The 25,375-nt window shown below is 71.2% G+C and carries 18 protein-coding genes, 1 tRNA gene and 5 pseudogenes; 9 read left to right on the plus strand and 15 right to left on the minus strand.

The genetic code is table 11. From position 1 onward, the window contains the following. A pseudogene (locus ACZ60X_RS07070) lies at nt 1-234 on the minus strand (2Fe-2S iron-sulfur cluster-binding protein); the annotation flags it as partial. A 156-nt stretch (nt 235-390) separates the two neighbouring features. Here ACZ60X_RS07070 and ACZ60X_RS07075 point away from each other — a divergent pair. From ACZ60X_RS07075 to ACZ60X_RS07090, 4 genes are all read left to right on the plus strand, one after another. After that, the gene (locus ACZ60X_RS07075; protein WP_469594284.1) at nt 391-1,725 is read left to right on the plus strand and encodes an OFA family MFS transporter; all 1,335 of its coding nucleotides are present in this window, start codon (nt 391-393) and stop codon (nt 1,723-1,725) included. After that, nucleotides 1,700-1,828, plus strand: a complete 129-nt coding sequence (locus ACZ60X_RS07080) for an MFS transporter small subunit (protein ID WP_469594286.1) — start codon at nt 1,700-1,702, stop codon at nt 1,826-1,828. Before ACZ60X_RS07075 ends, ACZ60X_RS07080 begins: the two co-directional genes overlap by 26 nt. Before the next feature lie 147 nt (nt 1,829-1,975). Then, a complete protein-coding gene (locus ACZ60X_RS07085; protein WP_469594289.1) occupies nt 1,976-2,923 on the plus strand; it encodes a beta-ketoacyl-ACP synthase III in 948 nt (315 codons plus the stop codon). Nucleotides 2,924-3,104: 181 nt separating this feature from the next. Continuing rightward, nucleotides 3,105-3,782: a GntR family transcriptional regulator gene (locus tag ACZ60X_RS07090; RefSeq protein ID WP_469594291.1), complete on the plus strand. Its 678-nt coding sequence runs from the start codon at nt 3,105-3,107 to the stop codon at nt 3,780-3,782. Here the strand turns inward: ACZ60X_RS07090 and ACZ60X_RS07095 are convergent, their stop codons facing one another. Beyond that, complete coding sequence (locus ACZ60X_RS07095) at nt 3,783-5,027, minus strand: low temperature requirement protein A (RefSeq protein ID WP_469594293.1); 1,245 nt, start codon at nt 5,025-5,027, stop codon at nt 3,783-3,785. 118 nt (nt 5,028-5,145) lie between these two features. Then, a pseudogene (locus ACZ60X_RS07100) lies at nt 5,146-5,587 on the minus strand (MFS transporter); the annotation flags it as partial. A 538-nt stretch (nt 5,588-6,125) separates the two neighbouring features. Between ACZ60X_RS07100 and ACZ60X_RS07105 the strand changes: the two are divergent. Together ACZ60X_RS07105 and ACZ60X_RS07110 are read left to right on the plus strand one after the other, a co-directional pair. Next, a pseudogene (locus ACZ60X_RS07105) lies at nt 6,126-6,505 on the plus strand (aldehyde dehydrogenase family protein); the annotation flags it as partial. Nucleotides 6,506-6,731: 226 nt separating this feature from the next. After that, a tRNA-Leu gene (locus ACZ60X_RS07110) sits at nt 6,732-6,816 on the plus strand. Here the strand turns inward: ACZ60X_RS07110 and ACZ60X_RS07115 are convergent. From ACZ60X_RS07115 to ACZ60X_RS07135, 5 genes and pseudogenes are all read right to left on the minus strand, one after another. Beyond that, complete coding sequence (locus ACZ60X_RS07115) at nt 6,781-7,170, minus strand: hypothetical protein (RefSeq protein WP_469594295.1); 390 nt, start codon at nt 7,168-7,170, stop codon at nt 6,781-6,783. The genes ACZ60X_RS07110 and ACZ60X_RS07115 overlap by 36 nt on opposite strands. Before the next feature lie 349 nt (nt 7,171-7,519). After that, nucleotides 7,520-8,801 (minus strand): annotated as a pseudogene (locus tag ACZ60X_RS07120) (IS256 family transposase). Nucleotides 8,802-9,225: 424 nt separating this feature from the next. Next, complete coding sequence (locus tag ACZ60X_RS07125; protein ID WP_469594297.1) at nt 9,226-9,549, minus strand: hypothetical protein; 324 nt, start codon at nt 9,547-9,549, stop codon at nt 9,226-9,228. A gap of 254 nt (nt 9,550-9,803) precedes the next feature. Then, nucleotides 9,804-10,622, minus strand: a complete 819-nt coding sequence (locus tag ACZ60X_RS07130; RefSeq protein ID WP_469594300.1) for an alpha/beta fold hydrolase — start codon at nt 10,620-10,622, stop codon at nt 9,804-9,806. A 49-nt stretch (nt 10,623-10,671) separates the two neighbouring features. Continuing rightward, a complete protein-coding gene (locus tag ACZ60X_RS07135; RefSeq protein WP_469594302.1) occupies nt 10,672-11,130 on the minus strand; it encodes a cupin domain-containing protein in 459 nt (152 codons plus the stop codon). 136 nt (nt 11,131-11,266) lie between these two features. Between ACZ60X_RS07135 and ACZ60X_RS07140 the strand changes: the two genes are divergently transcribed. After that, nucleotides 11,267-11,881, plus strand: coding sequence for a TetR/AcrR family transcriptional regulator (locus tag ACZ60X_RS07140; protein WP_469594305.1), 615 nt, complete (start codon nt 11,267-11,269; stop codon nt 11,879-11,881). Nucleotides 11,882-12,812: 931 nt separating this feature from the next. Here ACZ60X_RS07140 and ACZ60X_RS07145 read toward each other — a convergent pair. Next, entirely contained in the window at nt 12,813-13,232 is a 420-nt protein-coding gene (locus ACZ60X_RS07145) for a ribonuclease domain-containing protein (RefSeq protein WP_469594308.1), read from the minus strand. 809 nt (nt 13,233-14,041) lie between these two features. Between ACZ60X_RS07145 and ACZ60X_RS07150 the strand changes: the two genes are divergently transcribed. Both ACZ60X_RS07150 and ACZ60X_RS07155 read left to right on the plus strand, forming a co-directional pair. After that, nucleotides 14,042-17,377: a GH92 family glycosyl hydrolase gene (locus ACZ60X_RS07150; RefSeq protein ID WP_469594310.1), complete on the plus strand. Its 3,336-nt coding sequence runs from the start codon at nt 14,042-14,044 to the stop codon at nt 17,375-17,377. Nucleotides 17,378-17,997: 620 nt separating this feature from the next. Then, a pseudogene (locus ACZ60X_RS07155) lies at nt 17,998-18,138 on the plus strand (MFS transporter); the annotation flags it as partial. Nucleotides 18,139-18,447: 309 nt separating this feature from the next. Here ACZ60X_RS07155 and ACZ60X_RS07160 read toward each other — a convergent pair. From ACZ60X_RS07160 to ACZ60X_RS07185, 6 genes are read right to left on the minus strand one after another with little or no spacing between them, the layout of a single operon-like run. Then, nucleotides 18,448-19,518 carry a GNAT family N-acetyltransferase gene (locus ACZ60X_RS07160; RefSeq protein WP_469594312.1) on the minus strand — a complete coding sequence of 357 codons (1,071 nt, stop codon included), beginning with the start codon at nt 19,516-19,518 and terminating at the stop codon, nt 18,448-18,450. A 43-nt stretch (nt 19,519-19,561) separates the two neighbouring features. Next, entirely contained in the window at nt 19,562-20,938 is a 1,377-nt protein-coding gene (locus ACZ60X_RS07165) for an MFS transporter (RefSeq protein WP_469594314.1), read from the minus strand. Between the two features lie 10 nt (nt 20,939-20,948). Next, a complete protein-coding gene (locus tag ACZ60X_RS07170; RefSeq protein WP_469594316.1) occupies nt 20,949-22,127 on the minus strand; it encodes a GNAT family N-acetyltransferase in 1,179 nt (392 codons plus the stop codon). Beyond that, nucleotides 22,124-23,059: a nucleotidyltransferase domain-containing protein gene (locus ACZ60X_RS07175; RefSeq protein ID WP_469594319.1), complete on the minus strand. Its 936-nt coding sequence runs from the start codon at nt 23,057-23,059 to the stop codon at nt 22,124-22,126. Before ACZ60X_RS07175 ends, ACZ60X_RS07170 begins: the two co-directional genes overlap by 4 nt. A gap of 51 nt (nt 23,060-23,110) precedes the next feature. Further along, nucleotides 23,111-24,247, minus strand: a complete 1,137-nt coding sequence (locus ACZ60X_RS07180; protein ID WP_469594321.1) for a pyridoxal phosphate-dependent aminotransferase — start codon at nt 24,245-24,247, stop codon at nt 23,111-23,113. After that, the gene (locus tag ACZ60X_RS07185; RefSeq protein ID WP_469594323.1) at nt 24,244-25,281 is read right to left on the minus strand and encodes a C-terminal binding protein; all 1,038 of its coding nucleotides are present in this window, start codon (nt 25,279-25,281) and stop codon (nt 24,244-24,246) included. Before ACZ60X_RS07185 ends, ACZ60X_RS07180 begins: the two co-directional genes overlap by 4 nt. Between the last annotated feature and the right edge of the window lie 94 nt (nt 25,282-25,375).

A 25,375-nucleotide genomic window follows, 5' to 3' on the forward strand; every position in this document is an offset into this window, starting at 1 on the left:
TCAGCCCCGGTTCTGTACGTACTGGTGGCCGAAACGGCCCCTGATGCGGAGATTGCCGTGGGTCACCGGGTTGTGCTGCGGCGAGGTGACCTTCACGATCTCATTGTCCTGCACATGGAGGGGGAACGTGCGGCCCGCTCCGCGGTGCGCGTACACCGCGGAGGTTCGCGTCTGCCGTGACTCGTCCCAGGTACCCGCCGCCCCCATGTACAACTCGGTGCGCGGCACGAGCGCGCGGCGGCATGCGCGGGACGGCGGCGTGCGGCCGACGGCGGCGTGGGGACGCCGGCGCGGCGGTCGACCGCTGGACGCATCCCGCATACCGTTCACCGCATACGGTCGACCGCACACCTTCTCAATTCGCGCTCCGCCGCCCTACCGTCCGCGGGCATGAGCAGCCCCCCTCTCGCACCTCCGGGCTGGAGCCGCTGGCTCGTTCCGCCCGCCGCCCTCTCCGTCCATCTCGCCATCGGGCAGGCCTACGCCTGGAGCGTGTTCAAGCCGCCCCTGGAGTCGGCCCTGCACCTCGACGGCACCCAGAGCGCCCTGCCCTTCCAACTGGCGATCGTGATGCTCGGGCTGTCGGCCGCCTTCGGCGGCACGCTCGTCGAGCGCAACGGGCCCCGCTGGGCGATGACCGTGGCTCTCGTCTGCTTCTCCTCCGGCTTCCTGATCTCCGCGCTCGGCGCCCAGACGCGGCAGTACTGGCTGATCGTCCTCGGCTACGGCTTCGTCGGCGGTATCGGTCTCGGCATCGGTTACATCTCGCCCGTCTCCACCCTGATCAAGTGGTTCCCGGACCGGCCCGGGACCGCCACCGGTATCGCCATCATGGGCTTCGGCGGCGGCGCGCTGATCGCCTCACCCTGGTCCGCGCAGATGCTCGACTCCTTCGGCGCCGGCCACTGCGGGATCGCGCTCGCGTTCCTGGTGCACGGGCTGTCGTACGCCGTCTTCATGGCGCTCGGCGTGTTCCTCGTCCGCGTGCCGGGCGAGAGCGCGGCCGCAGCGAGCGCGAGCGGGCCGGGCACCGCCGACGGGGTGCGGGTCTCCGCCCGCGGTGCGGTGCGAACCCCGCAGTTCTGGCTGCTGTGGGTCGTCCTGTGCACGAACGTGACCGCCGGCATCGGCATCCTGGAGAAGGCCGCCCCGATGATCACGGACTTCTTCGCGGACAGCTCCGCCCCCGTGTCGGCCTCCGCGGCCGCCGGTTTCGTCGCGCTGCTGTCCGCGGCCAACATGGCGGGCCGGATCGGCTGGTCCTCCGCCTCCGACCGGATCGGCCGCAAGAACATCTACCGCCTCTACCTCGGCGCGGGCGTACTGATGTACCTGCTCATCGCGCTGTTCGGCGACTCGGCGAAGCCGCTGTTCGTGCTGTGCGCCCTCGTCATCCTCTCCTTCTACGGCGGCGGCTTCGCCACCGTGCCCGCCTACCTGAAGGATCTCTTCGGCACCTACCAGGTCGGCGCGATCCACGGCCGGCTGCTCACCGCCTGGTCCACCGCGGGCGTGCTCGGCCCGCTGATCGTCAACTGGATCGCCGACCGGCAGAAGGCCGCCGGCAAGCACGGCGCGTCCCTGTACACGCTGTCGTTCGGCATCATGATCGGGCTGCTCCTCCTCGGCTTCGTCGCCAACGAACTCGTCCGCCCGGTCCACGCCCGCCACCACGTCCGCGACGGCAAGGAGACCGCTGATGTCCAGCGACAGCAGCCCGCCTAGCCGGCGCGGCCTGATCGTCCTCGCCTGGCTGTGGGTGGCCGCGCCCCTCGCCTACGGGGTGTACGAACTCCTGCGCAAGGCGACGCAACTGTTCACCGGGTGAGCAGTGCTGAGCAGGGGGCGTCCGAGGGTCTGAGGGAAGCCGACAACCCGCGCGCCCGATTCCTGTGGCTTCACCTGCCGTCGTACCCGTGAGTCACTGATCAGACTGGTGGATCCCGCTACCCACGGCACCGAGGGGATCTCCGCCATGAACGGCTCGCGCATCGCCGCCATCGGCCACTACCAGCCCGCCAGAGTCCTCACCAACGAGGAACTGGCGGGCATGGTCGACACCAGCGACGAGTGGATCCGCAGCCGGGTCGGCATCCGCACCCGGCACATCGCCGGGCCCGACGAGCCGGTCGACGAGCTGGCCGCGCACGCCGCCGCCAAGGCCCTCGCCGCCGCCGGACTGACCCCCGGCGACATCGACCTGGTACTCGTCGCCACCTCCACGGCGGTCGACCGCTCCCCGAACACCGCCGCCCGGGTCGCGGCCCGGCTCGGCGTCCCGCGTCCGGCCGCGATGGACGTGAACGTGGTGTGCGCCGGGTTCACCCATGCCCTGGCCACCGCGGACCACACGGTCCGGGCCGGCGCGGCCACCCGGGCGCTGGTCATCGGCGCCGACAAGATGTCCGACGTCACCGACTGGACCGACCGCAGCACCTGCGTCCTCGTCGGCGACGGTGCCGGGGCCGCGGTGGTCGAGGCGTGCGGCGCGGGGGAGGAGCCCGGGATCGGGCCGGTGCTGTGGGGGTCGGTGCCCGAGATGGGGCACGCGGTGCGGATCGAGGGCACCCCGCCGCGGTTCGCGCAGGAGGGCCAGAGCGTCTACCGCTGGGCCACCACCCAGCTGCCGGCCATCGCCCGCCAGGCCTGCGAGAAGGCCGGCGTGGCTCCCGAGGAGCTGGCCGGGGTCGTGCTGCACCAGGCGAACCTGCGCATCATCGAACCGCTCGCCGAGAAGCTCGGCGCCGTCAACGCGGTGATCGCCCGCGATGTCACCGAATCCGGCAACACCTCGGCCGCCAGTGTCCCGCTCGCCTTCTCCAAGCTCGTCGAGCGAGGAGCGCTGCGCGGCGGCGACCCCGTCCTGCTGTTCGGCTTCGGCGGCAATCTGTCGTACGCCGGGCAGGTCGTACGCTGCCCGTGACGGGGGTGCGGCCGTCGGCCGTGACGGGCGCGCGACGCGGTGGGCCGCGGCTGGTGGGAGCCGAAGCAGGTGCCGCGGCCTGGATTCTGTACACCGCAGACTGTAGACAAAACACAATCGAACCATCGATACCGGAGCGATCGGCGCCCGCGCGCCAGACCTGCCGAGGAGGGGGACCGCGATGTTGTCGACCGGGCTGCCGCAGGGGAGCGTGCCCAAGCTGGAACGCCCCGGCCCGCTGCGTGATCGCGTCTACGAGGCGCTGCTGGAGCTGATCACCACCCGCGCGCTCCAGCCCGGCCGGCATCTCGTCGAGAGTGAGCTGGCCGGGCATCTCGGGGTCTCCCGGCAACCGGTGCGCGAGGCGTTGCAGCGGCTGAACACCGAGGGCTGGGTCGATCTGCGGCCCGCCCAAGGCGCGTTCGTGCACGAGCCGACCGAGGAGGAGGCCGACCAGTTGCTCTCGGTCCGCACCCTGCTGGAGGCCGAGGGGGCCCGGCTGGCGGCCGCCGTCACCGACGCCGCGGGGCTCGACGCGCTGGAGGCGCTGTGCGTAGAGGGCGACAAGGCCGTCACCGCCGACGACGTGGACCGCGCCGTCGCCCTCAACGCGGCCTTCCACGCAAAGATCATGGAACTGGCGGGCAACGCCGTCCTCGCCGAACTCGCCGCCCAGGTGGAACGCAGGGCCCGCTGGTTCTACACCCCGGCGGCCCGGCGGCGCGGGCGGCAGTCCTGGGTCGAACACCGGGAACTGATCATCGCCCTCGCCCACAACGACGGACCGCGGGCCGCCCACCTGATGCGCGCCCACATCGACCACACCCGCCGCTCCTACCACGAGCGCGACGAGTCCTGATCACACCGCTTCGTTCCCCGGTGGGGCCGTCGTCGTGGGGGTCGGTGCCGCGGCGGCCGTGCAGGGGCGGGCCTCCGTCGCCAGCATGGCCACCAACACGGCTACCAGCAGCAGGAGTTCGCCGTACGCGGGCATGCGCACGCCCGCTGCCGCAGTCGCCAGGGCGAGGGGTGCGGCGGCCGCGCGGTGGCGCACCGGCCGGAGCCGCAGGGCCGTCCGGAACGCGACGTCGCCCGCGAGGAACAGCGCGACCCCGCCCGCGAGCGCCAACGCGGGCCCCCAGTGCGGACGTTCGGTCAAGTGCCCGAGCGTCGTCTTGATCCCCGTCGACAGATAGGCGATGCCGAGCAGCATGGGCAGGAACGCGTAGTAGTAGGCGTTCATCGCCAGCCGCCAGCGCGCGGGCGGATCCGTCGCCCGGAACGCGGCCTCGGCGGCCTCCTCGTCGCGCACGAAGTACGTCCACCACAGCGCCACCGACAGGGCAAGTGCAAGGAACGCACCGGTGAACAGGCCCGGGGTGAGCGGCAGATCACCGATGCCGACTCCGATGGAGATCACGGACTCGCCGAACGCGATGATCAGCAGCAGCCCGTGCCGCTCCACGAAGTGCGCCGGATCCAGCGCTCCGAGCTGCACCCGCAGCATCACCGCGCTGCGCTCTGCCCCACGCTCGGCTCCGCTCGCCCGGGAGGTCCCCCGGCGCCACACCGGCCCGTGTTCCGCGACGAACGGTGTCACGAACTGCAGGACGACCGCGAGCAGCCACAGCCCGTCCGCCGCGAGCCCGCGCACGAGCCCGGCACCGGTCACGGACAGGGCGGCCAGCGCGTTGGGGACGCCGTACCAGATGGAGTCCCAGCCGTGGCCGCGGGTGTACAGGGCGGTGTGGACGACGACCACCAGAAGGAAGCCGATGCCGAACACCACGCCGGTGTCGTCGAACACCCGGGGGATGGCGAGCGCGCACACCAGGAACGCGCCCATCCCGCACATCAGCAGCAGCCGTCGCGACGGGCGGTCGGGCGGCACCTGGTTGGTGAGATAGGCGTAGGCGCCGTACATCCAGAACAGCACGACGAGGATGAGCGCCACCCGGCCGGCCGCGGCGAACGTCAGGTCGCGCGTGAGCAGCACGGTCAGCTGGGTCAGCGTGAAGACGAAGACCAGGTCGAAGAAGAGTTCCAGGGTGGTGACCCGGCGCCCGGCCTCTTCCTTCGCCGTGTCCGGCGGCGCGGTGTGCATGCGGTGTTCCCCCTCCGGTGATCGGTGTGCAGATCGTAGAGGGGCAGCCACCACAGGTGCGGTGCGGTGCGGTGCGGTGCGGTGCCGTGCGGTGCGGTGCGGTGCGGACCGGCGCCGGTCAGGACGCGGGCCGTGCGTCCGACGCGGGGACGGCCGCCGTGCCGCCGTCGCCGCCCGGCCGGCGCAGCAGCAGCGCGATCGCCGCCGCCATCGACACACCACCGGCCGACGCGTAGGCGCCGTCGTCCCCCCGGGCGTCGACCACCATCGAGCCGAGACCGCCGCCGAACAGGCCGCCGACCAGCGTGCCGCTGTACACCACGCCGTAGTCGGAGGCGTTGTAGCTCTCGCCGAAGTGGTCCGGGATGCGGGCGGCGAACATCGGGCAGAAGTCGCCGCCGCCGAAGCCGGAGAGGAAGGCGAAGAACAGGAGCAGCCACTCGTTCTCGACGGCGCCGGCCCAGATGACACCGAACTGCGCGAGACCCAGCACCACGATGGCGAAGAACCAGGGCCGTCCCGCGGCCCCACAGGCCCGACAGCCAGCCCACCACACCGCGGGACGGAGATGACCCACGTCAGCGGCACCATGCCGGTCCTGACCACCCCCTTTGGCGTGAAGTCCTTCTGGCCTCTTCGCGGCGGTGCGGGGAGAGGGGACCGCCGGGATGCGAGGGCGGGTTACGACGACTGAGATCGTGCGGATGGCCGGCCGAGTCTTCGAGGGGGGCGTGGGCGGGGTGCTCGGGGCCGCCGCGAGCGAAGCGGCGCAGCACCTGCCCGGCTTCCGCCGTCCCAGGCGCAACGCGGTGGCACATCCGATCATCCGGTCGTACCGCTGGGCGCTCAGATCCCAGCGGATCGGCCGAGCCGGCGAGCCGCCGAGGGCCGCCCAGGCGGGCGGGCGTCGTCGACGCGGTACAGGCGGCTGCTGCTGATGTCCCTCAGCCCGCCCGCCTCGTAGATCTCGCGGCAGCGGATCGCATCCCGCAGCAGCACCAGCGCGCATATTGGTAGGCGACGTGCTCTACGCGGCCCTTGTCCGCGCGGTGCGGGCGGCATGCGTCGGCCATCCGCTGGCGGTCGCCTCACCCGCCGCCCGGCCCCGACCGCGCGATCACCCTGCTCAGCCCGCCGCCCTCCTGCTGGCTATACGACTACACGGCGCGGAATCCCTCGGCGGTCGGCACAATGGTCCTTGTCGACACCGAGGCGGGAGCCGTTGACCGCCATGAACGCGGCCAACGGCCCGTCGGTCGCCACCCTCGCCACCCTCGCCACCCGTGACCCGGGCCTCTGCGAGGGGCTCCCCCCCCCCGATCCGCGCCTTCGAGACCGGACACGGGGTGTCACGCTCGCGCGGCGACCGCGAAGAGCCGTGCGGCGGGTTCGGTGCCTCCTGGTACGGCGCCTTCGTCGGCGGCGACCTGCTGGCGCGCGCCGTCACCCGGAGCCCGGAGGGGGAGCGGCCGCCCGGACCTTCGCGGAGTACCGGCTCATATCCCGACGGCTCACCCCGGTGCCCGGTTCTCACGATTCGTACACAGGATCTCGCATTCCGTATACAGTCGTCGGCCCTGGCGGCCCGACCACCCCGGGCCGCCGTCCAGGGCACGGATACGCAGGTGAAAGGCACCCCGAAACCTTGGTATTGTTGTCCCTGTCGCCGCGGGGAACACTCCCCGGAAAGGCGGCAGACACCTAGTCCGGGTGGCGGAATGGCAGACGCGCTAGCTTGAGGTGCTAGTGCCCTTTATCGGGCGTGGGGGTTCAAGTCCCCCCTCGGACACAACGATTGACGATACGGTGACGAGGGCCTCGACCTAACGGTCGCGGTCCTCGTTGCGTGTTCGTGGCTGATGGTGATGCCCAGGGCGTCGTAGAGCGGACCTTTCTTCTCGACGGCGGTAGTCTGGATGCGCTGTGCAATATCTCCGAGACTCTCAGTGATCTGCCGGATCTGTCGTGCGTCGAGCGGGGATTGCTTCTTCCGGGGGACGGCGGGGTGTGCGTCGAGCTTCTTCTGCGCCGCGTCGTTTTCCCGCTGGGCCTCGTTGATCCACTGGGTGACGACGGTGGGGTCGGCTCCGGCGTCGAGGGCTGCCTGGTAGCGGGCGAGTCGCCGCTCGCACTCCTTGATCACCTGGCGTGCTTGAGCCTGCTCGGGGGGTCTGGGGCTCTGCGTTGCTCGCTGCGGCGCTCGCGTGGCTGAGCGCTTCGATGGTGGCGGAGAGCCGGTCCGGGGCGAAGGAGTGGGCGATCAACCGGTCCAAGGTCTGGCGCGCGATGTCTTCGCGCAGGTAGACGGTGCGTGGGTGCGTCAGGCCGGGATAGAGGGCGGCTTCCTCCTCTTTGAACTCGCAGCGGTAGTAGACGTGGCTGCGGATGGTGGCGGGCTGCATCTTACGCCCGCACAGGGCTGCACCGGACCCGGCCGCGCAGGGCGTAGGGACGGGTGTGTCCAGCCAGTGGTGTAACTCGGTTGTCGGGTTCTAGCGGCGGGCGGCCGAGAGTCGTCCGTCGAAGGTGATGTCGAATGCTTGCAGCGCCGGCTTCCACCGGATCGCCCAGCGTCGCCGTCCTGTCCCGGTCGGGTCCAGGCTCATCACGGCCAGATACACGCACTTCAGCGCCGCCTGCTCCGTCGGAAAGTGCCCACGGGCCCGCACGGCCTTGCGGATGCGAGCGTTGATCGACTCGATGGCATTGGTGGTGCACACGATCCGGCGGATCTCCACGTCGAACCGCAGGAACGGCACGAACTCCGGCCAGGACGACTCCCACAACCGCACGATCGCCGGGCATTTCTTCCCCCGCACCTCGGCGAACTCCACGAACCGCTCCAGAGCGGCCTCTTCGGTCGGCGCGGTGTAGACCGGCTTCAGTCCACGCGCGATCTCCTCCCAGTCCTGCCGCCCGCAGTACTTGAACGAGTTGCGCAACAGGTGAACCACGCACGTTTGCACGATCGTCGCAGGCCAGACCGCATTGACCGCGTCCGGCAACCCCGTCAGCCCGTCGCAGAGCAGCATCAGCACGTCCGCGGCGCCGCGGTTCTTGATCTCGGTCAGCACCTGGAGCCAATATTTCGCGCCCTCGCCCCCGTCGCCGACCCACAGACCGAGGATGTCGCGGTGGCCCTCGGCGGTGACCGCCACGGCCATGTAGACGGGCCGGTTGGCGACCTGCCCCTCCCTGATCTGCACGTTCACGCAGTCGATGAAGACGACCGGGTAAACCGCGTCGAGCGGCCGGTTCTGCCATTCCGCCATCCCCGCGACCACGCTGTCGGTGATCGTGGAGATGGTCTGCTTGGAGACGCTCGCCCCGTAGACCTCGGCCAGGTGGGCGGAGATCTCGCCGTGGGTCAGGCCCGTGGCGACAGGGACAGCACCATCTCATCGACACCGGCAAGGCGCTTCTGGCGCTTCTTGACCATCATCGGTTCGAAGGTGCCGGCCCGGTCCCGGGGAACCTCGATCTCGACGGTGCCGATGTCGGTGGTCACTGTCTTGGCCCGGTGGCCGTTGCGGTAGTTCTCCCTCCGCCCGGCCTCGGCCCGCTCGCCGGCCTCGTGGCCCAGGTGGTCGGTGATCTCGCCCTCCAAGGCGGACTCCAGCAGCTTCTTGGTCAGCTGCTGCAGCAGACCGCCCTCGCCGGCCAGCTTCATCCCGCCGTCCTTCGCACGGGCCATCAGCTGCTGGATCAGGGCGTCGTCCACGACCTCGTCACGGGCACCTCCTGGGCCTTGGCGTCACTCACCACGTCAGTCATCAACTGTCGCTTCCAGCTCGGGAGTTACACCAGTGACCGTACAGTCCCTGCCTGAGCGCGGCGAGATGCACTTCGCTGACTCCGGCTACGGTGCACGCACGTTCAAGCATGGCTGGGGCCCAGTCCAGGTCGAGGCAGTCAGCCTCCGACGGTCCCACTGGTGAAAACCATCGGAGGACTCCTCGGCGCGTGTCCGGCAGGCGGCGAGGTACTCGGCAGAGACGCGGGCAAGCTGCTGCATGACGGCCATGGCAATCAGTATCCCGGGGGCGTCCACCCCTTTTCGAGCAGCCTGCCCGTCAGAACATCCTCGACGGAACCGAATTCCAGGCCTTGGCGACATGGCAGCCGCCTATGTGGAAGCCGCCGGCACACCTCGGCCATGTGCTCGTCGGCGTCCATGGCGAGCAGCGCCCGCTCGTTGTCAGCTGATGGTGACCCATCCTGCCTGAGGTGTGTTCGCGGTCAGGGTCTTGGTCACGGGGTCGTAGGCAAGGACGATCTCCTCGCTGCGGAGATGGGCGATCGCCTGGGCGGGTGTCGGGTGCACCGCGTCACGGCTCACGGACGCCAATCCAGGAGCATCCAGGCGGCTGGTGAGGCGGAGGTGCAGGGGCGCCAGATGCGGCAGAACGTGGTCTTCGCACAGGTAGGTGTGGGTCGCGCGGCTGGGTTCGGGTTGGGTGGCGCTGGTGTGGCCGTGGCGGCAACGGTAGCCGGGGCGGTGGTGGGTCCAGTGGGATTCCATGCGGCGGCCGCAGATGCCGCAACACAGCGGGTCAGGAGGTAGGAGCGACCGGAAGCGCCCTCACGGTGAGCCGGGAGGCCTTGGACGGTGATGACGTCGGCCGGAGAGGGACGAGTTCAGGGACCGCCGCAGCGAGGGGAGCGCGACGTCGAGGATGGTGACGTCGAGGCTGACCAGCAGCACGCTCAGTCAGCAGACGGCCAGGACGGGGGTGCGCCGCCCCGGTATGGGGTCGGGCATGTGCGCTCACGTGTTCAGTCGGCGGGCCCATGGGTGGTGTGAGCGGCGGCGAAGTCCCAGACGGACAGCAGAAGTTGCTCCGGGGTCTCGATCTGGGGCATGTGACCGGCGCGGCGGAGGACTTCGAACCTGGCGCCGGGGACGGCGGCGGCGTACGCGCGTCCGTACTCGGTGTCGACGACCTGGTCGCTCTCGCCCCACGCGACGAGTACGGGGCAGTTGACCTTGGCCAGGCGCTCGCGCAGGGCGGGATCGGCCATGGCGTGCGGGCCCGAATAGGCCTGCAGCGCCGCCCGGTTGGTGGCCGCGACGGCGCGCTGCTCGTCGGAGAACGTGCTGGGGTCGATGCGAAACCTCTCGACGTCGTGGAAGGAGAGAGCGGACAGTTCGGCGGGTGCCAGGGTGAAGGGATCGGCGACCGGGTGGCCGGGGACCTGGATGCCGACGGCGTCGACGAGGACCACGGCGCTGATCCGGTCACTGCCGAGCAGGGCCATTTCGGCGGCGACCCAGCCGCCTATGGAGTTGCCGGCGACGGTGACGTCCTCCAGGTCGAGTTCGTCCAGCAGGCGTGCGTAGACCTGGGCGAGGGTGGGCACGTCGGTGAGCCAGTCGGGCCGGTCGGTGCCACCGAAGCCGGGGTGGACCGGGGTGACGACCCGGGCCGGCCGCTGTTCGGCGAGGAGCGCGGCGAATCCCGTGACGGTCTGCGGACCGCCGCCGCCGTGCAGGAGCAGGAAGGGGTGACCGCTGCCCCGCCCGTCGACGGTGAAGCTCAGGTCGACGTCGCCGGAGTCGAGGGTGAGGGTGATCGTGCTGGTGGTGCCGGTCATGGAAGTCTCCAAGTCGATTGCTGGCGGCGGGGGTTCTCGACGCGGGCCGTCACGCGTAGTCGGTCGCCGGCACGGTGGCGTACCGGCTCATCACCTGGACGGTCGCCTGCGGGGTCAGCTCCCGGCCGGCGGCGATCATGTCCCGCAGGTCGCGGAAGTACTGCACGTACAGGTCGGGCGTGAAAGTGTTGAGCATCACCGCCGGCTCGTCGCCGAGGTTGGCGAAGGTGTGCGGGGCGCCGGGTGGGATCATCGCGAGGGTGCCGGCCGGCGCGACGTGGGTCGTCTCGCCGACGGTGAAGTGCACGGTGCCGGAGACCACGTAGAAGCCCTCGTCGTGCTGGGCGTGGCGGTGCTGCGGCGGGCCTTCGGTGTGCGGGGCGAGGGTGATCTCGCCGATGCCGAGACGGTGGCCGGTGGTGCTGCCGTCCTCAAGGATGCGGATCTGTGCCGGCCCCAGACGGATCGTCTCGCCGTCGTCCGGGCCGACCACGGAAACCTCGGTCATCGCCATCTCCTTCGTGAGAGTCGGCTCTCATGAAGGAGATTAGAGAGTGGAGCCGCGTCATGCAAGTGAACTCTTATAATGAGAGCAGTCAGTGATAAGGTTGGGTTGAGTGGACGGGCACGGAAGGGACGGACGGGTGGCGACCACGCAGACGGACACCGGCCGCAGCAACCAGAAGAAGCGCACGCGTACGGCGATCGTCGAAGCCGCCCGTGAACTCATCGGCATGGGCGGCGAGGTGACCATGCCCGCGATCGCGCGCGCGGCCCTGGTCTCCGAGGCCACCGCCTACCGTTACTTCCCCGACCTCCCCTCGCTGATCAGCGAGGCCCTGACCGGCGCCTGGCCGTCCCCCGTCGAGGCGCTCGCGCCGGTCGCGGACTCCACCGATCCCGTGGAACGGGTCGCCTTCGCCTGTGAGTTCCTGTTGCGCGGCGTACTCCTGCGGCAGGGAGCGGTGCGCGCCATGATCGCGGCCACCATCACCCGCCCCGAGGCGGCGGCCGCCAGGCCGGGTGTCCGGTTCGGGTTGATCGACCTCGCGCTCCTGCCACTGGAGGAGACACTGGGGGTGACGGATCCGGAAGCCCTCGCCCAGCTCAAGCGGGACCTCGCCGTGGTCGTCAGCGCAGAGGCCCTCTTCTCCCTGACTGACCTGTGCGGCCTCGGCCCCGACGACGCCATCGCCAGCGCGGTACATACGGCGACCGCACTGACCGAAGCCGCGCAGCGGAGGATTGCGCGAGGCTGAGCCGAGCGCGGAGGTCTCCGAAGCGTTGCACGGCCGTGCCCGAGCCCCCGTGAGCCGGCATCGTGGCCGGTCAGAGATGAAGGATCCCGGCTCACGCTCCCGTGTCGAACGCGGGAACTGCGACCACGACGTGGTCGCCCGCCCGGCCCGCCTTCCCCGACCAGGCCTTGCCCAGCGTGCTGCGCCTGCGCGTCAACCTGGCCGCGGAACCTCTCGCCGTACTATTCGACAGCAGCCGGACCGCCATGCACCGTGGGCCAGGATGTGCGTCCGCATCCCGCCGGGGCCTCGCCGCGCCGACCGGTAGGCCCCGAGGAGTCGGTCGAGGACGTCCGGGCGGCCGGCGTAGGGCATGTCGACGAAGTCCACCGCGGGAGCGCCGATGCCGGTGTCGGTCCAGAACAGCAGCGTCGACAGTGCCGGGGGCCGGATGGTGCCGCTCCACGGCGGTGGGGCCCGGGTGCACGTCCCCGTGCATGAGCACCAGACGGTCGGGGCACAGGCAGTTGCCGTACTCGAGCAGGGCAAGCGCGCCCCGGCGCAGGCGACTGCCCGCCGAAGTGGATCGCCTTGCGGATGCGGACTCCGATGTGGTGCCGCGGCCAGGCCTCCGAGGTCGGTGACGCCTGCCGGTCGGCGTCAGCGGGGCATGACGGTGGGGGATACGAGGGCCTCCTGAGTACCGGTGGAGATGTCGCATTCCACACCGAACCCAGAAGGCCCCCACCTGTTCAAGCACCCAGCACGCGTGTCACCGACGTCCCGGGACAGCGCACCTGGCTCGTCGACCCCGTGGGCGCTGCCGGATCCGGTGGGCCTGCACATGATCGAGGGGCGGTCCCGGGAGGACCGCCCCTGATGGGGTATCAGCCGCGACACTCACTCACCCGCCCGTCCGTGCAGGCGGATCGTTGTAGTCCGGCCGGAGTGGTCAGAGCTGGTAGAAGTCGCTGTAGTGGTCGGGCGAGTACCAGACCGCACCGGTGTTGGAGTCGACGACGATCCGGTAGGCGTCACGATGGGCGCCACAGGCGCGCGGGTAGACGTCGTACTCGTAGAAGGTGTCGCCGGAGGGCAACTGCCCGTCGTTGTTGTAGAACTCGCCGCCCGCGTAGCTGCACTCGCCGTCGGGCCAGTCGTACCAACCCCGAGCGGTCGGGTAGCCGAGACCGGACCAGGTCGAGTTGGCCGAGGCAGCGTCGCCGCATCCGCTGATGTTGCAGGAGCCGTAGACCGCGGCATTCGCGGCCGGGCTGTTGACGGCGGACACGCTGACCACGGACGCGATGGCGGCGATCAGCACCGCGAACCGCCTGGGCCAGGACAGCTGGGGACGTCGCAGAGTCGGCAAGGGACCCTCCAGGTTGAAAGAACGCATGGACATGACATTTTCAGGGCCTCGGGTGACATCCGGGTGTATCGCCGGTTGTTGAGTGCTTAAAAGTTCGGCAATGGAGTGCCTGGGAGTCCGGCGATGCAGGGCGGTCACGGCTGGGACGGCCGGATGGCGGATACCCGCCGGCCGGGGAGTTCCGCAGGGTCGATCGAGGTTGTCGGGCATGTCGATGACGGCCCGCAACCCGACGCTCCGGCTTCGGTGCGGTGGTGAATGCCTGCGGCCGGCCTGTCCGGGGTCGTGGGGTTCACGCGGCCCTTGTCGAACGCGCCGCGTGGCAGCGTGGGTTGGTTGTCCCTGGCGCTGGTCGGCGGCGGCCGGACGCGGGCGAACGCGTCGACGCGGGGAGAGGGGCGGTTGCAACCGCACGATCACCCGGCCTGATACGTCGGACACGCCCATCCCGCGATCAGCGGCCGCGCGCGACAAACCGCAGGCGCCGGGCCATGGACACGGTCGACGGCATCCGCAGCCGCACGTGCCCTGCTGAACTTCGCAATCAGAAAGTCTCGTTGGCCTCGTTGACACGCCGTAAGAACACGCGTTTCACTCGACACTCGTGAATGGCAACGTTGTCAGGCCGGGTGGGAGTGGCCGGAACCGTTGCCTGTCGCCGGCGTTCCGGCCTGCTTCGGCGCGCCGCCACCTGATGTGCGAAGCACGAACCGCTGCGGAGGCAACCGATGGTGAGACCCCGACGTTCAGCCGCGTCACGTAACCGAAGGAGATTGCGGCAACGCCTGGCCGTGGTGTCCGTTCTGGGCATGGCCGTGCTTCCGCTCCCGGCGATCGGGAGCGCCCATGCCGTCAGTGCCGCGACGCCGGCCCTGGTGAAGGACCCCGCTTCCCTCGTCAACCCCCTCATCGGCACCTCCGGGGCGGTGGACACCTTCCCCGGCCCCGACATGCCGGCCGGCATGGTGCAGTGGGGTCCCGACACGACGCCGGACCGCCCTGACGGTGGCGGCTACGAGTACAACGACAACAAGATTTCCGGCTTCAGCCTCACCCACCTTTCGGGGCCCGGCTGTCCCGTCGCGGGCGACCTGCCCGTCCTGCCGGTGACCGGCGCGTTGCCGGGCAACCCCGGCGACGCGTCCGTCGGCTTCCGCCACGCGGACGAGCGGGCGGGCATCGGGTACTACGGGGTCACCGACGCGAACGGTGTCACGACCCGGCTGACCGATACCACCCGCGCCGGGCTGGGCACCTTCACCTTCCCCGCAGGCCGGCAGGCGAACCTGCTGTTCAAGCTCAGCGGTGGCGCCACGCAGGTGGACGGAACCCGCGTGCGGGTGGTGAACGACAAGGAGATCAGCGGCGCGATCGACAGCGGTCACTTCTGCGGCGCGAGCAACAGGTACACGCTGCACTTCGACATCAAGTTCGACCAGCCGTTCACCGCGAGCGGCACCTGGGTCGGCAGCACCGTCAATCCCGGCGCGACGTCGCTCAAGGCGGGCAGGGTGCGGCAGGTCCCGCAACGGGCTTCCAGCCCGGCCCCGTTGAAGGAAAGGCACTTCACCGTCCCGGCGACGCCGTCCCCCACGATCCACGGGAGCGGTGACAAGGCCTCCGGCACCCCCTCCCCGGCCCCGGACGCCGGCGCCGTGCCCCGCTCGTCCACCGCGGGCACGGCCGCCCAGCCTCCCACGACCGGCGCGAACGGCATGTACCTGACCTTCGACACCTCGGTCGATCCGACGGTGAGCGCGAAGGTCGGCATCTCGTACACGAGTGACGCAGGCGCGGCGGACAACCTCGCCACCGAGATCAAGAGGTGGAACTTCGACGCCGTGCAGCGGGCCAACCATGACGCCTGGGACGCGGTGCTGAACAGGCTTCGGATCGGGGGTGGTTCCTCGGACCAGCGGGTGCAGTTCTACACCGCGCTCTACCACGCGCTGCTGCACCCGAACGTCTTCTCGGACGACGACGGCCGGTACATGGGGATGGACAACCAGGTCCACAAGCTGGCCAGGGGACAGAAGGCCCAGTACGCCAACTACTCCGGCTGGGACACCTACCGCTCCCAGACCCAGCTGATGGCGATCGTCGAGCCCAAGGTCACAAGCGACGTCGTCACCTCGATGCTCAACGGGTACGACCAGACGGGCCTGCTGCCCAAGTGGGCCTCGAACAACGGTGAGAGCTATGTGATGGTCGGAGACCCGGCCGCCGGCATCATCGCCGACGCGTACGCCTTCGGCGCCCGGGGCTTCGACACGGGCAAGGCGCTGGCCGCCCTGCAGCACGAGGCCACCGTCCCGAACAACGATCGCCCCGGCGAGTCGGTGCGGGCCGCGAAGGGCTATCTCCCGCTGGACGAGAACGACTACGGCTGCTGCAACTTCTACGGCCCGGTCTCCACGCAACTGGAGTACGACTCCGCCGACTACGCCCTGGCCGCCTTCGCGAAGTCGCTGGGCAGGACTGCCGTCTACGAGAAGTTCGCCACCCGCGCCCAGGACTGGATGAACGTGTTCAACCCGCAGACCGGCTACCTGCAGGGCAGGAACAAGGACGGCCAGTTCGCGGGCGGTTTCACCCCGGGCACCTCCAACGGCTTCGTGGAGGGCACGTCGGCCCAGTACACGCCGATGGTCCCGTTCAACCTCAAGCAGCTCATCCAGGCGCGCGGCGGTGACACGGCGTACTCGTCCTACCTGGACAGCCTGCTCGGCAACATCACCGACCCCGGCAACACCAACGCCGACCTGAGCAACGAGCCCAGCGTGGAGATCCCCTGGGAGTACGACTACACGGGCCGGCCGTGGAAGACCCAGGCGGCCGTCCGTGCAGCCCAGCAGAAGTTGTACTTCAACGCTCCGGTGGGCTCCTTCGGCAACGACGATCTCGGCGCGATGAGCTCCTGGTACGTCTGGTCCGAGCTCGGCATGTATCCCGAGACCCCGGGTACGGACACGCTGGCGCTCGGCAGTCCGGTCTTCCCGGTGGCCCAGGTGACCTTCGGGGGCGGCGGGACGGTGCGGATCAACGCCCCGCAGGCCGCGCCCGACGCGCCGTATGTGCAGTCGCTCGACGTCAGGGGCAAGGAGTGGAAGAGATCCTGGCTGACGTACCAGCAGCTCAGGGGCGCGGGTACGATCGACTTCACGCTCGGCACCCGGCCCGACACCTCATGGGCGTCCGGCGCGTCGGCGGCGCCGCCGTCGGACACCACCGGTGGTGGCCGGGTGCTGGCCGCGACCGGCCCCTCCAGCGACGGCCTGGTGCTCCAGCCGGGCACGTCCGGTGACGGCACGCTCGACCTGACCAACCTCGGCAGCAAGGCGGTCACGGTCGACTGGAAGGCGACGGCGCCCACCGGCGTCACGCTGGACACGTCGTCCGGTTCGCTGACGGTGCCCGCCTCGGGGAGCGCCGAGGCAAAGGTCCACGTGAGTGCGGGCGCGGGCGAGGGGACGTTCCCCGTCGCCTTCGCGCTGACCGACCACGGCACCGGTGCGGCGCTGAGCGGGGCGACCCTCCGCGTGGCCGTGGCCAAGGCCGGTGCGCTGTGGCCGTTCGACACCAACGAGGGCATCTACCCCGACGGCACCGGCTTCTCGGGCGGCTTCGACGGCGGCGGTTGGGCCCTCTCGCAGAACGCGCTGTCAGCGGCGGGCGTCACCAGCGGCTCCCCCCTCACGGTCGACGGCATCTCCTACAACTGGCCCACCGTGGCGTCCGGCCGGCTGGACAACGTGGAGATGGCCGGCCAGACCCTCCTCATGCCGGCCGGGACATCGGGAGCGTCGCTGGGCCTGCTGGGTACGGCGACCAACGCGCCGACCGACGGCAGCGGGGTCTCGGGCACGGTGACCGTCACCTACACGGACGGCACCGCATCGAAGGCGACCGTCGGCTTCTCGGACTGGACGCTCAACGGCGGGGCGGGCAAGCCGCTCGCGGGTGACACGACGGCCGTGACGACGGCGTACCGGAACACCGGGAGCGGCGGCCGGGACAACGTCAAGACGTACGTCTTCGCCACGAGGGTCCCGCTGGACTCGTCCAAGCAGGTGGCGTCGATCACGCTGCCGGTGACCGGCTCGACGGGCACCGACCATCTGTTCGCCTACGGCTTCGGCCGGTGACGGACACCACAGGCGAGCACGACGGCGGGCCGGTTGCCGGGCGCGAGCCCGGGAACCGGCCCGCGTGCGGCCTCCCGGCGGATGCGGCCAATGGGGCGTCCGGCAGGAACAGGCCGGCTTCGGCGGCGGCAGAACCCGCGTACGGGTGCGGACGGTCGGCCGGGGTGCTCGCGCCCGGGGTGTGCTCGAAAGCGCGGCTCCTCGCGGCCGCGGTACGGCGGTGACGGCCAGCAGGTCGATGCCGTGGCGGAGGCGGGGCGGCGGGACCTGGCGGAGCGTGGCCGGGGCGCGGACGGCGCCGTCGTCCGACGACGCGAGGTGCCGGGCACCGCATCGGGAGTCGACGTCCGCTCCGGTGCGATGCGACCCTGACCGCGGTCGGTGCGACGTCGACGCGGTCGCACTCCGGGCCGAGGGCACGGCCGGCCTCGCCCGAGACGGGCACTCCGTTGCCTTCGCAGCATCCATGCCTGCCGGGCATAGCGGCAGCTCAGCCGGCATTTCACAAGCCTGCGGGCGCTGCCCAGCGTGAAAGGCGGCCACCGAACGCCGCCCAGGAAGGTGCCAAGACCGTGCAGTCATCGGCCCGCGCCCGTCTCCGAACGCGGTCGCCTTGGACGATCGTCGTCCAGGCGGCGGCAGCGCTCGCCGCGGGACAGGGGATCGGCAGGTTCGTCTACACCCCCATCGTTCCCCTCATGCACGCCCAGGCCGGAATGTCCTCGGCACCCGGCGCCAACCTGGCCACAGCCAAGTACGTCCCGTCGTCGCCCCGGCAGATCTCGTAGTCCAGGACGTAGGGCTCCTCTGCGGTGAGTCGGTCGGTGAGGTGGTCGGGCATGAAGGCGCCGGGGTAGCGGCTGCCGGCGGACCCCCGGGGCAGGATCTGCCTGACGGGGCGAGCTGGGCGGGTGTGACGCCCTTGGCGGCGGCGAGCTGGCGGGGCTGATCAGCGGCCCGCAGGTTGCAGGCGTAGTTCTCGCCCTGCCAGCGCTCGGAGACCGAGTACTCGTACTACAGGGCGGAGAGCGGGGAGATGGCGTGGGCGCGGCGGACGTTGTACGAAGCCACTACAGCGGGATCACATGTCCCGTCAGCGGTACGGCGTCACAACCCTGCAACCGCTTCGTGTCCCCATGGCCGACGCCGTAGTCGATCCGGTCGTAGCGCTCGCGCGTGGCACGCCGCATCGGTTCGTGATAGGTCACCGCCAGGTGTGCGTATGGGGTCTTGCGGCCGGTCTCTGTGGTGCCGGCGTACACGTTCTGCAACGTCCTCATGTCGGACACGAACAGCGCGTGGGCGATCAGCCGGCCGTCGAGGTGGGCGGTGTAGAGCAACAGGTCCGTGCCGAACGAGTCGATGAGGGTGCGCAGCCGGCGCCGCTCGGCCGCCTCGTCGGCGGGCTGGCCGTACCAGTGCAGCAGTGTGCACCTGCCCTCGACGACCTCGTCGAACAGTTCGCCGGGGTCTCCCGTCCCGACGGCGCAACCGTGTTCCGCGAGGCGGCGCAGCTGCCGCTGCACCTCGATGCGCCGCCGCCTCGACCGGCTCCCTGCAAGGGCCTCCTCGTCGTCCCACGTCACCGGCATCATCGAACGCGTCGTCAGACGGAAGCTCTCGCCCCCCAGGGCGCCGACGGCCGGGGCCAGGACCCGGGAGCCGACCGGTGTGGCGTACAGCACCGACACCGTGGCCAGGCCCTTCCCGCTTGCCCAGGCGCAGACGTCGGCGAGGCACTGCTCCACGCTCTCGGGGTGGTCCGCGGCCGGCCCTACCGGATCCCCGAGGTATCCGGGTGCCACCAGCAGCAGTCCCGGCAGGATCTCCTCGCGCCCGTCGCCGAGCTGCGGCAGGACGCGTCGGCTCGAGCACTCCGCCTCGGGGAAGACGGGGTCCTGACGGCGCAGGATCGCCCATGGGTTGTACGCCTCGTACGCGTCGCCGTCCCGGACCACCGCACCGGTGAAGGCGAGCGCGCCGTTCGGGCCGTCGTACCGGACCGTCACCGGCTCGCCCGGCAGCCGACTGATCATCGACCGCAGCCAGCGGCCCCCCTGCACCGCGGCGCCCGGACCCAGGCGGTCCCAGGCGGCGCCGTCGAACGGGCCGGACAGCGGGGTTACTTCTGTCCTGTGCATGATCTTCCTGTTCCTTGTCGGGGCGGGCAACTGACGAGCGCGCCTAGTGCCTGGCGACGGCGTCCTTGTCTCCGTCGGCTGGGTCCGGCCGCGCACTCGTGTCCGGCTTCGGGCTCTGGGCGGTGAGGCGGCGCACGTCGCCGGACATCAGGGCGGCAAGGCTTGCCAGAGCGGCCGCGAGACCGGCCCAGGCGGCCGCACCACGGGCGTCGAGCGTGCTCACCAGCGGGCCCATCAGCAGGGCGCCGAGCGGCATCAGGCCGTTGAAGCCGAGAAACGCCAGGCTGCCCACGCGGCTGAGCAGGGACTCCGGTACCCGTTCCTGCAGCAGGCTGGGGAAGAGCGAGTTGAAGAAGTGCAGGCCGATCCCGTAGACGAAGGCCATCGCGAGCGCGCCCGCGCCGCCGCCGATCACACCGGTCGCCGCGAGGGACAGCGCCATGATGGCCAGCATGAGGAACAGGACGGGCCCCATCCTGCGCACCGTCAGCTTGACCAGCACCGCCGCCCCGGCCAGCGCGCCGATGCCCTGGAGCGCGTAGAACGTGCCCAGCGACCGGCCCTCGGACGTCCCCTGCGGTGCCATGATCAGCGGCACCGAGACATCGAGGACACCCGCGTACACGGCGTTGGTGCAGGCGCCGACCACCAGGGAGACCAGCAGCCAGCGCAGGCCGGCCACATACCGGCCCGCCTGGGTGACGTCCGCGCCGACCTGCCGGAGCCGGTGGATGCCGGTCACCGGTTCCCCGGCCGTGCTGTCCTCGGCCACGGGGTCCGGCTCCGCGGCGCCGGGGCCGCTCTCCTCGCCGGTGTTCCGGGACGTGCGGACGAGCAGGAGCAGGATCGCCGAGAGCAGGAAGGTGGCCGCGTCGAACGCGAACGTCGCGGAGGCACCCGCGAGGCTCACCATGAACCCGCCGACGAGCGGGCCGCCGATGAGTCCGATCTGCTGGCCGACGGAGAGCGCCGAGTTCGCCGCGACCAGCTTCTCCTTGGGCGTGATCTCCAGCATGTACGCGAAGGACACGGGCTGGAAGAAGCCGTCCGCCACACCGATCAGCACGGCGAGGACGACGAGCAGCACCACGCTGGACGTCCAGTAGGTCACCCCCGCGATGAGCAGGAGGACCACGAACCGGGTGATGTCCGCCCCGACCATGATCGCCCGCCGGGACCGCGTGCGGTCCCCGACGGCGCCTCCCACCAGGTAGAACACCAGTGAGGGCACCAGCAGCACGGCCGTCGCGGTGGCCAGCGTGGACGCCGAGCCGCTGACACTGATGATGTGCGTGGCGAAGGCGGTACGAAAGGCGTAGTCCCCGACCAGGGACAGGGCGCGGGCCGTCCAGTAGTACCGGAAGCCCGGCTCCCGCAAGATGCCCAGCCTCTTGCGGGCGTTGCCGGCGTCGGCGTCCATCACTGTCCCGTCACTCTCCCGTCGTCGTCCTGTGCGTTCCCCTGCCGGGACGGGCGAGCCCCCCGGCGAGGGCCCGCGCCGCGCGGCGAGCCGACTCCAGGTCGCCGTCGTCCAGCGGGAGGACGAAGCCGCTCACCTCGTCCAGGCGGCAGCCCCGCTCGAGCTTGGTGATCTCCGCGCCGTAGCTGAAGGACAGCTCCTTGCGGCCGGTGCGGTAGGCGTCCTCGACCGGCCGGTAGTAACAGACCTCGAAATAGGTGTCCTTGGACCGGCTGTCGGTGTAGTCGGTGCCGTTCGACCAGGCGTGCCGTTGGTCTCCGGCATCGAGGAACAGGCAGAACCCGATGATCCGCTCGTCGGCCAGCGCGGCCACGACCTCCACCCGGTCCCCGAAGTACCTTCGGAACGCCGTCAGTTGGTCCCGCTCCCCGCAGGCGTCGGGGCGTCGGCCGTACTTGGCGCGGTGCTGGAGCCGTAGCTCGACGAGCCGCTCGACATCCGTGTCGTCCAGCTCGCTCAGGGGGAACCGGCCGAAGGACACGCCCCGTTCGGCCATACGGCGCCGGATGCGGTCCATGCTGTGGACCGCGCTGCGGCTCAGTGTGGCCCGGTAGTCGGCGAACGAGGTCCCCGGCGGGCGCAGGTTGCAGCGCAGGGCGAGCGGGAACTCCACGAACCCCGCCCGCCGCAGCGCCTTTGCGAGCGCCCGCTCCTCCGGCTGTACGTACAGGAAGGCCACCGACCGCAGGCCCTCGTCACGGGCCCGGCCGACGAGGTCCGTGATCGCGCGGTCGAGCGCGGCGGGGCGGTGGCGGCCCGGACCGGCCGGGAAGCATTCCAGGCCCGGGTACGTCAGCACCAGGGAGGGGAACCAGGCCTCGCGGGGCGGCCCCCCGGCCCGGGCCGCGGCCTGCGCCGCCATGGCCCCGGGGGTCAGCGTCCGCAGGGCGCACGGCTCGAACAACAGCTGCCAGGGGTTCTTGCTCTCGGATATCTCGCTGTCGCCGATGACGGTGCCGAAGAAGCCGGTGGCGTCGGGCGTTCCGGGCGCGCTGACGAAGCGGCGGTGGCTGCCCTCGATCCGGCCGGACATGTGATCCAGCCACGCCTCGGACGCGAACAGCGGCGGGTCGGGGTCCAACAGCCCCCACGCCTCGTCGGCCGCCCGGCCGGCACCGCCGCCCGTCACGCGCCTCCTCCCGCGAAGGCCTGCCCCGTCCCCGCGAGGCCGTGTCCCGTCGCCGGCCACGCACGCCCCGTCCACGCCCAGGCCGGGACGAACGGGTCGAGCATCGGGAGCACCCGCGAGGGGCAGCGCGGATCGGTGAACGACCGGTACAGGTCCTCGGCCAGGTCCAGGACCAGGCCGAGCGCCTCCTCGTGAGGCAGGCGTTCCGCGAACAGCAGGGGCTCGATCTGCCCGAACAGGCGTGGCGCATGGGGCAGTTCCGCGATGCCGGCCGCCCGGGTGAGCAGGTGTTTGCCGTCGTGGGTGAGCGGGCCGAAGGCGTTCACCGCCGACATCAGCAGGGACTCCGCGGCGCCCCGGCACATCAGCTCGCGGGTAGGGCTCGCCAGGACCGTCGTGTCCTCCAGCAGGCTGAGCGTGCCGACGAAGGCGAGGGCGGTGGCCGCCGAGCGGACCGCGTCGAGGTCGAGGCCCGCACGGAGCCGGTCCAGTTCCCCGTCGCCGCTCAGCGCGATGCCCTTGTGCACGCGCTGCACGAGCCGTATCTCCAGTCCCTGGAAGTTCGGCAGGTCGACCGTGCCGCCGTCCTGTGCGGTGTTCTCCAGCACCCGGGCGAGGTCGTGCAGGCGCTCCGCGGAGACGTACTCGACGTTGACCGGAAGGTCGCCCGCCTGTCCGTCGAAGCTGTCGCCGAGGATCGACGGGTGGTTGGTGGTGCCGGGTGTGCGGCGCCGGCGGTGCCGCTTGGTGAGGACCAGCAGATCGAGGTCGGAGGTGGGGTTCCACTCCCCGGTCGCGTAGGAGCCGGCGAGCAGCACGGGTTCGTCCTCGTCGGCCTGCACCAGGGCCGCTATCGCGGGCAGGGCGACCTGCCGGCGGTCGAGTTCGGCCCGTACCGGGGCGGGCAGCCGGTCCAGCACGGAGACATCCACGAAAGGTTTCCTCTCACAACGGGTCGGGGGCGTCGGTGCGTCGGGCGCGGTTCACGCGGTGGTCAGCGCGTGCCGCAGGCGTTCCAGTCCGGTGGTGAGCTGTTCGGCGGGGAGGGCGAACGACAGCCGCAGATGGCCCGGCGCGCCGAACGCCGAGCCGTCCACGACCGCGACCCGGTGCCGGTCCTTCAGCCAGGCGGCCGGCGCACGGCGCGCCTCGTCCCCGGTCCCACCGGGCCGGCCGAGGCCGGCGAGCGGCGTCCGGACGTCCGGGAACAGGAAGATGCCGCCTCGCGGACGGGGGCAGACGAGCCCCTCGACGGAGTCGAGGACCTTCATCGCCAGATCCAGATTCGCGGTGAGTTCGCTGCCGACCCTCTGCCGCTCAGGCTCCCCTTCGGCCAGTACGACGGCCGCCGCGTCCTGCACCAGGCCGCTGGTGTTGCCGATGAGATGGGAGGCGACGGCGACGGCGCGGGCGCGGATGCCCTCGGGTGCGATCGCCCAGCCGAACCGCAGCCCCGCGAGGGCGTGGCTCTTGGACAGCCCGTCGACGACCACGCAGTGCTCCGGCAGCTGCGGGAACACGTCCCGCAGCGAGGGTGCGGCCCGGCCGCCGAGCGGCACCCCCCGGTACACCTCGTCGCAGATCACGGTCAGCCCGTGCCGGCCGGCCCACTCGACCAGGGCGCGCAGCGAGTCCTCGGGGATGACGGCACCGTCGGGGTTGCGGGGGGAGTTGACGATGACGGCGGCCGTGTCCGGCGTACGCCGCGCCTCCCACGCGTCCACGTCGAGGGTGCCGTCGCCGACCAGCCCCGGCACCGGCACGGGGACGCCCCCGACCAGCTGCACGAGGTGCGGGTAGCTGGCCCAGTACGGTGTCGCGAAGAGCACCTCGCGGCGCTCGCCCAGGATCGCGCCGAGCACCGCGACCAGGGCCTGCCGGGCCCCGGGCGCCACGAGAACCCGCTCGGCCGAGACGGCCGGGGATCCCGCCGGGGTGGCATACCGGGCGATGAGGGCCCTGAGGTCCGGGTCGCCGGCGGGCGCCCGGTAGTGCTGGTCGGCCCGCCGTACCCGTACGGCCGAGGCGGCCGGGTGCACCGGGACGCGCACGTCGCCGGTGGACAGGACGACGACGTCCTGGCCGTGGGCCCCGGCGGCCGTCGGGGAGAGCGAGGTCACCGGGCCGCCCCCTGTCCCGGGACTCGGCCGGGGTGGCCGTCCACGCGGCCGTCCAGCGCCGCCCGCACCAGCTCGGCCACCCGGCGGCGGCTGCTGGCCTCGGCCTCCTCGGACAGGAAGGCGCGGTGGCTGGTGACCACGATCCGGGGATGCCGCAGCACCGGCTCCCACCGGGGATCGTGGTGGGGGTTCTCGGGGAAGAAGACGTCGAGGGCGGCGCCCGCGATCCACTCCTGCTCCAGCGCCTTGCCCAGGGCCTCGGGATCGACCAGCTTGCCGCGGGCCGCGTTGACCAGGAAGGCGCCCGGCTTCATGGCGCGCAGCGCGTCGGCGTCCATCAGCCGCTCGGTCTCGGGGGTCAACGGGCAGTGCAGGGTCACCAGGTCGGACGCGGCGAGCAGTTCCTCGAGGGTGTCGGCGGCGCGGGCGCCGTAGCCCTCGGCGAGGTCGCGGCCGAGGTAGGGGTCGTAGACCCGGACCTCGCCGTAGAAGGAGCCGAGGCGCCGGGCGACGGCGCGGCCGATGCGGCCGAAACCGACGATGCCGAGGGTTCGCCGGTTGGTGCGGTGCGGGACGCCGCCGGCGTAGATGTCGAAGGTCCCGCCGGTCAGCGTCCGGTGCTGCGGGACCAGCTGCCGCTCCAGCGCCAGGGCGAGCGCCGAGGTGTGGGCGGCGACCTCGTCCACGCAGTAGTCGGGCACGTTGTAGGCGGGGATGCCGCGGGCGGCGAGCAGATCGGCGTTGAGGTTGTCCACGCCGACGCCCTGGCGCACGACCACCCGCAGGCGGTCCCCGGCCGCGTCGAGGAGTTCCCCGGTGACCTGGGTGCGGTAGACCACCAGCACCTCGCACCCGCCGGCCGCCTCACGCATCGCGGGGCTGTCGACCAGGTAGCGGCCGTTCTCGTAGGGGCCGAAGCGCAGCTCCACGTCCGGTCCGAGGATCTCCCGTTCCACCGTGGCCCGTTCGCGGCTCCAGGTGCCGTCCTCCACGAGCCACGCGGGGTCGGTGTACAGCACGCGGCCAGTGGCCATCGTCGTCCGCCTTTCGTCGTGCGTCGGTCAGTCGTGCGCCGGTCACGCGTTCTTCGTGCTTCGGCGTGTTCCGTCGTGTTTCTTCGTGCTTCGT

This window comes from Streptomyces sp. NPDC104106, from assembly GCF_055584345.1.

Excerpts from the sequence above, each read along its gene's own strand:
- ACZ60X_RS07075 (WP_469594284.1), top strand. The coding sequence starts at position 391 with ATGAGCAGCCCCCCTCTCGCACCTCCGGGCTGGAGCCGCTGGCTCGTT.
- ACZ60X_RS07080 (WP_469594286.1), top strand. The coding sequence starts at position 1,700 with ATGTCCAGCGACAGCAGCCCGCCTAGCCGGCGCGGCCTGATCGTCCTC.
- ACZ60X_RS07085 (WP_469594289.1), top strand. The coding sequence starts at position 1,976 with ATGAACGGCTCGCGCATCGCCGCCATCGGCCACTACCAGCCCGCCAGA.
- ACZ60X_RS07090 (WP_469594291.1), top strand. The coding sequence starts at position 3,105 with ATGTTGTCGACCGGGCTGCCGCAGGGGAGCGTGCCCAAGCTGGAACGC.
- ACZ60X_RS07095 (WP_469594293.1), bottom strand. The coding sequence starts at position 5,027 with ATGCACACCGCGCCGCCGGACACGGCGAAGGAAGAGGCCGGGCGCCGG.
- ACZ60X_RS07125 (WP_469594297.1), bottom strand. The coding sequence starts at position 9,549 with ATGGAATCCCACTGGACCCACCACCGCCCCGGCTACCGTTGCCGCCAC.
- ACZ60X_RS07130 (WP_469594300.1), bottom strand. The coding sequence starts at position 10,622 with ATGACCGGCACCACCAGCACGATCACCCTCACCCTCGACTCCGGCGAC.
- ACZ60X_RS07135 (WP_469594302.1), bottom strand. The coding sequence starts at position 11,130 with ATGACCGAGGTTTCCGTGGTCGGCCCGGACGACGGCGAGACGATCCGT.
- ACZ60X_RS07150 (WP_469594310.1), top strand. The coding sequence starts at position 14,042 with ATGGCCGTGCTTCCGCTCCCGGCGATCGGGAGCGCCCATGCCGTCAGT.
- ACZ60X_RS07160 (WP_469594312.1), bottom strand. The coding sequence starts at position 19,518 with ATGCACAGGACAGAAGTAACCCCGCTGTCCGGCCCGTTCGACGGCGCC.
- ACZ60X_RS07165 (WP_469594314.1), bottom strand. The coding sequence starts at position 20,938 with ATGGACGCCGACGCCGGCAACGCCCGCAAGAGGCTGGGCATCTTGCGG.
- ACZ60X_RS07185 (WP_469594323.1), bottom strand. The coding sequence starts at position 25,281 with ATGGCCACTGGCCGCGTGCTGTACACCGACCCCGCGTGGCTCGTGGAG.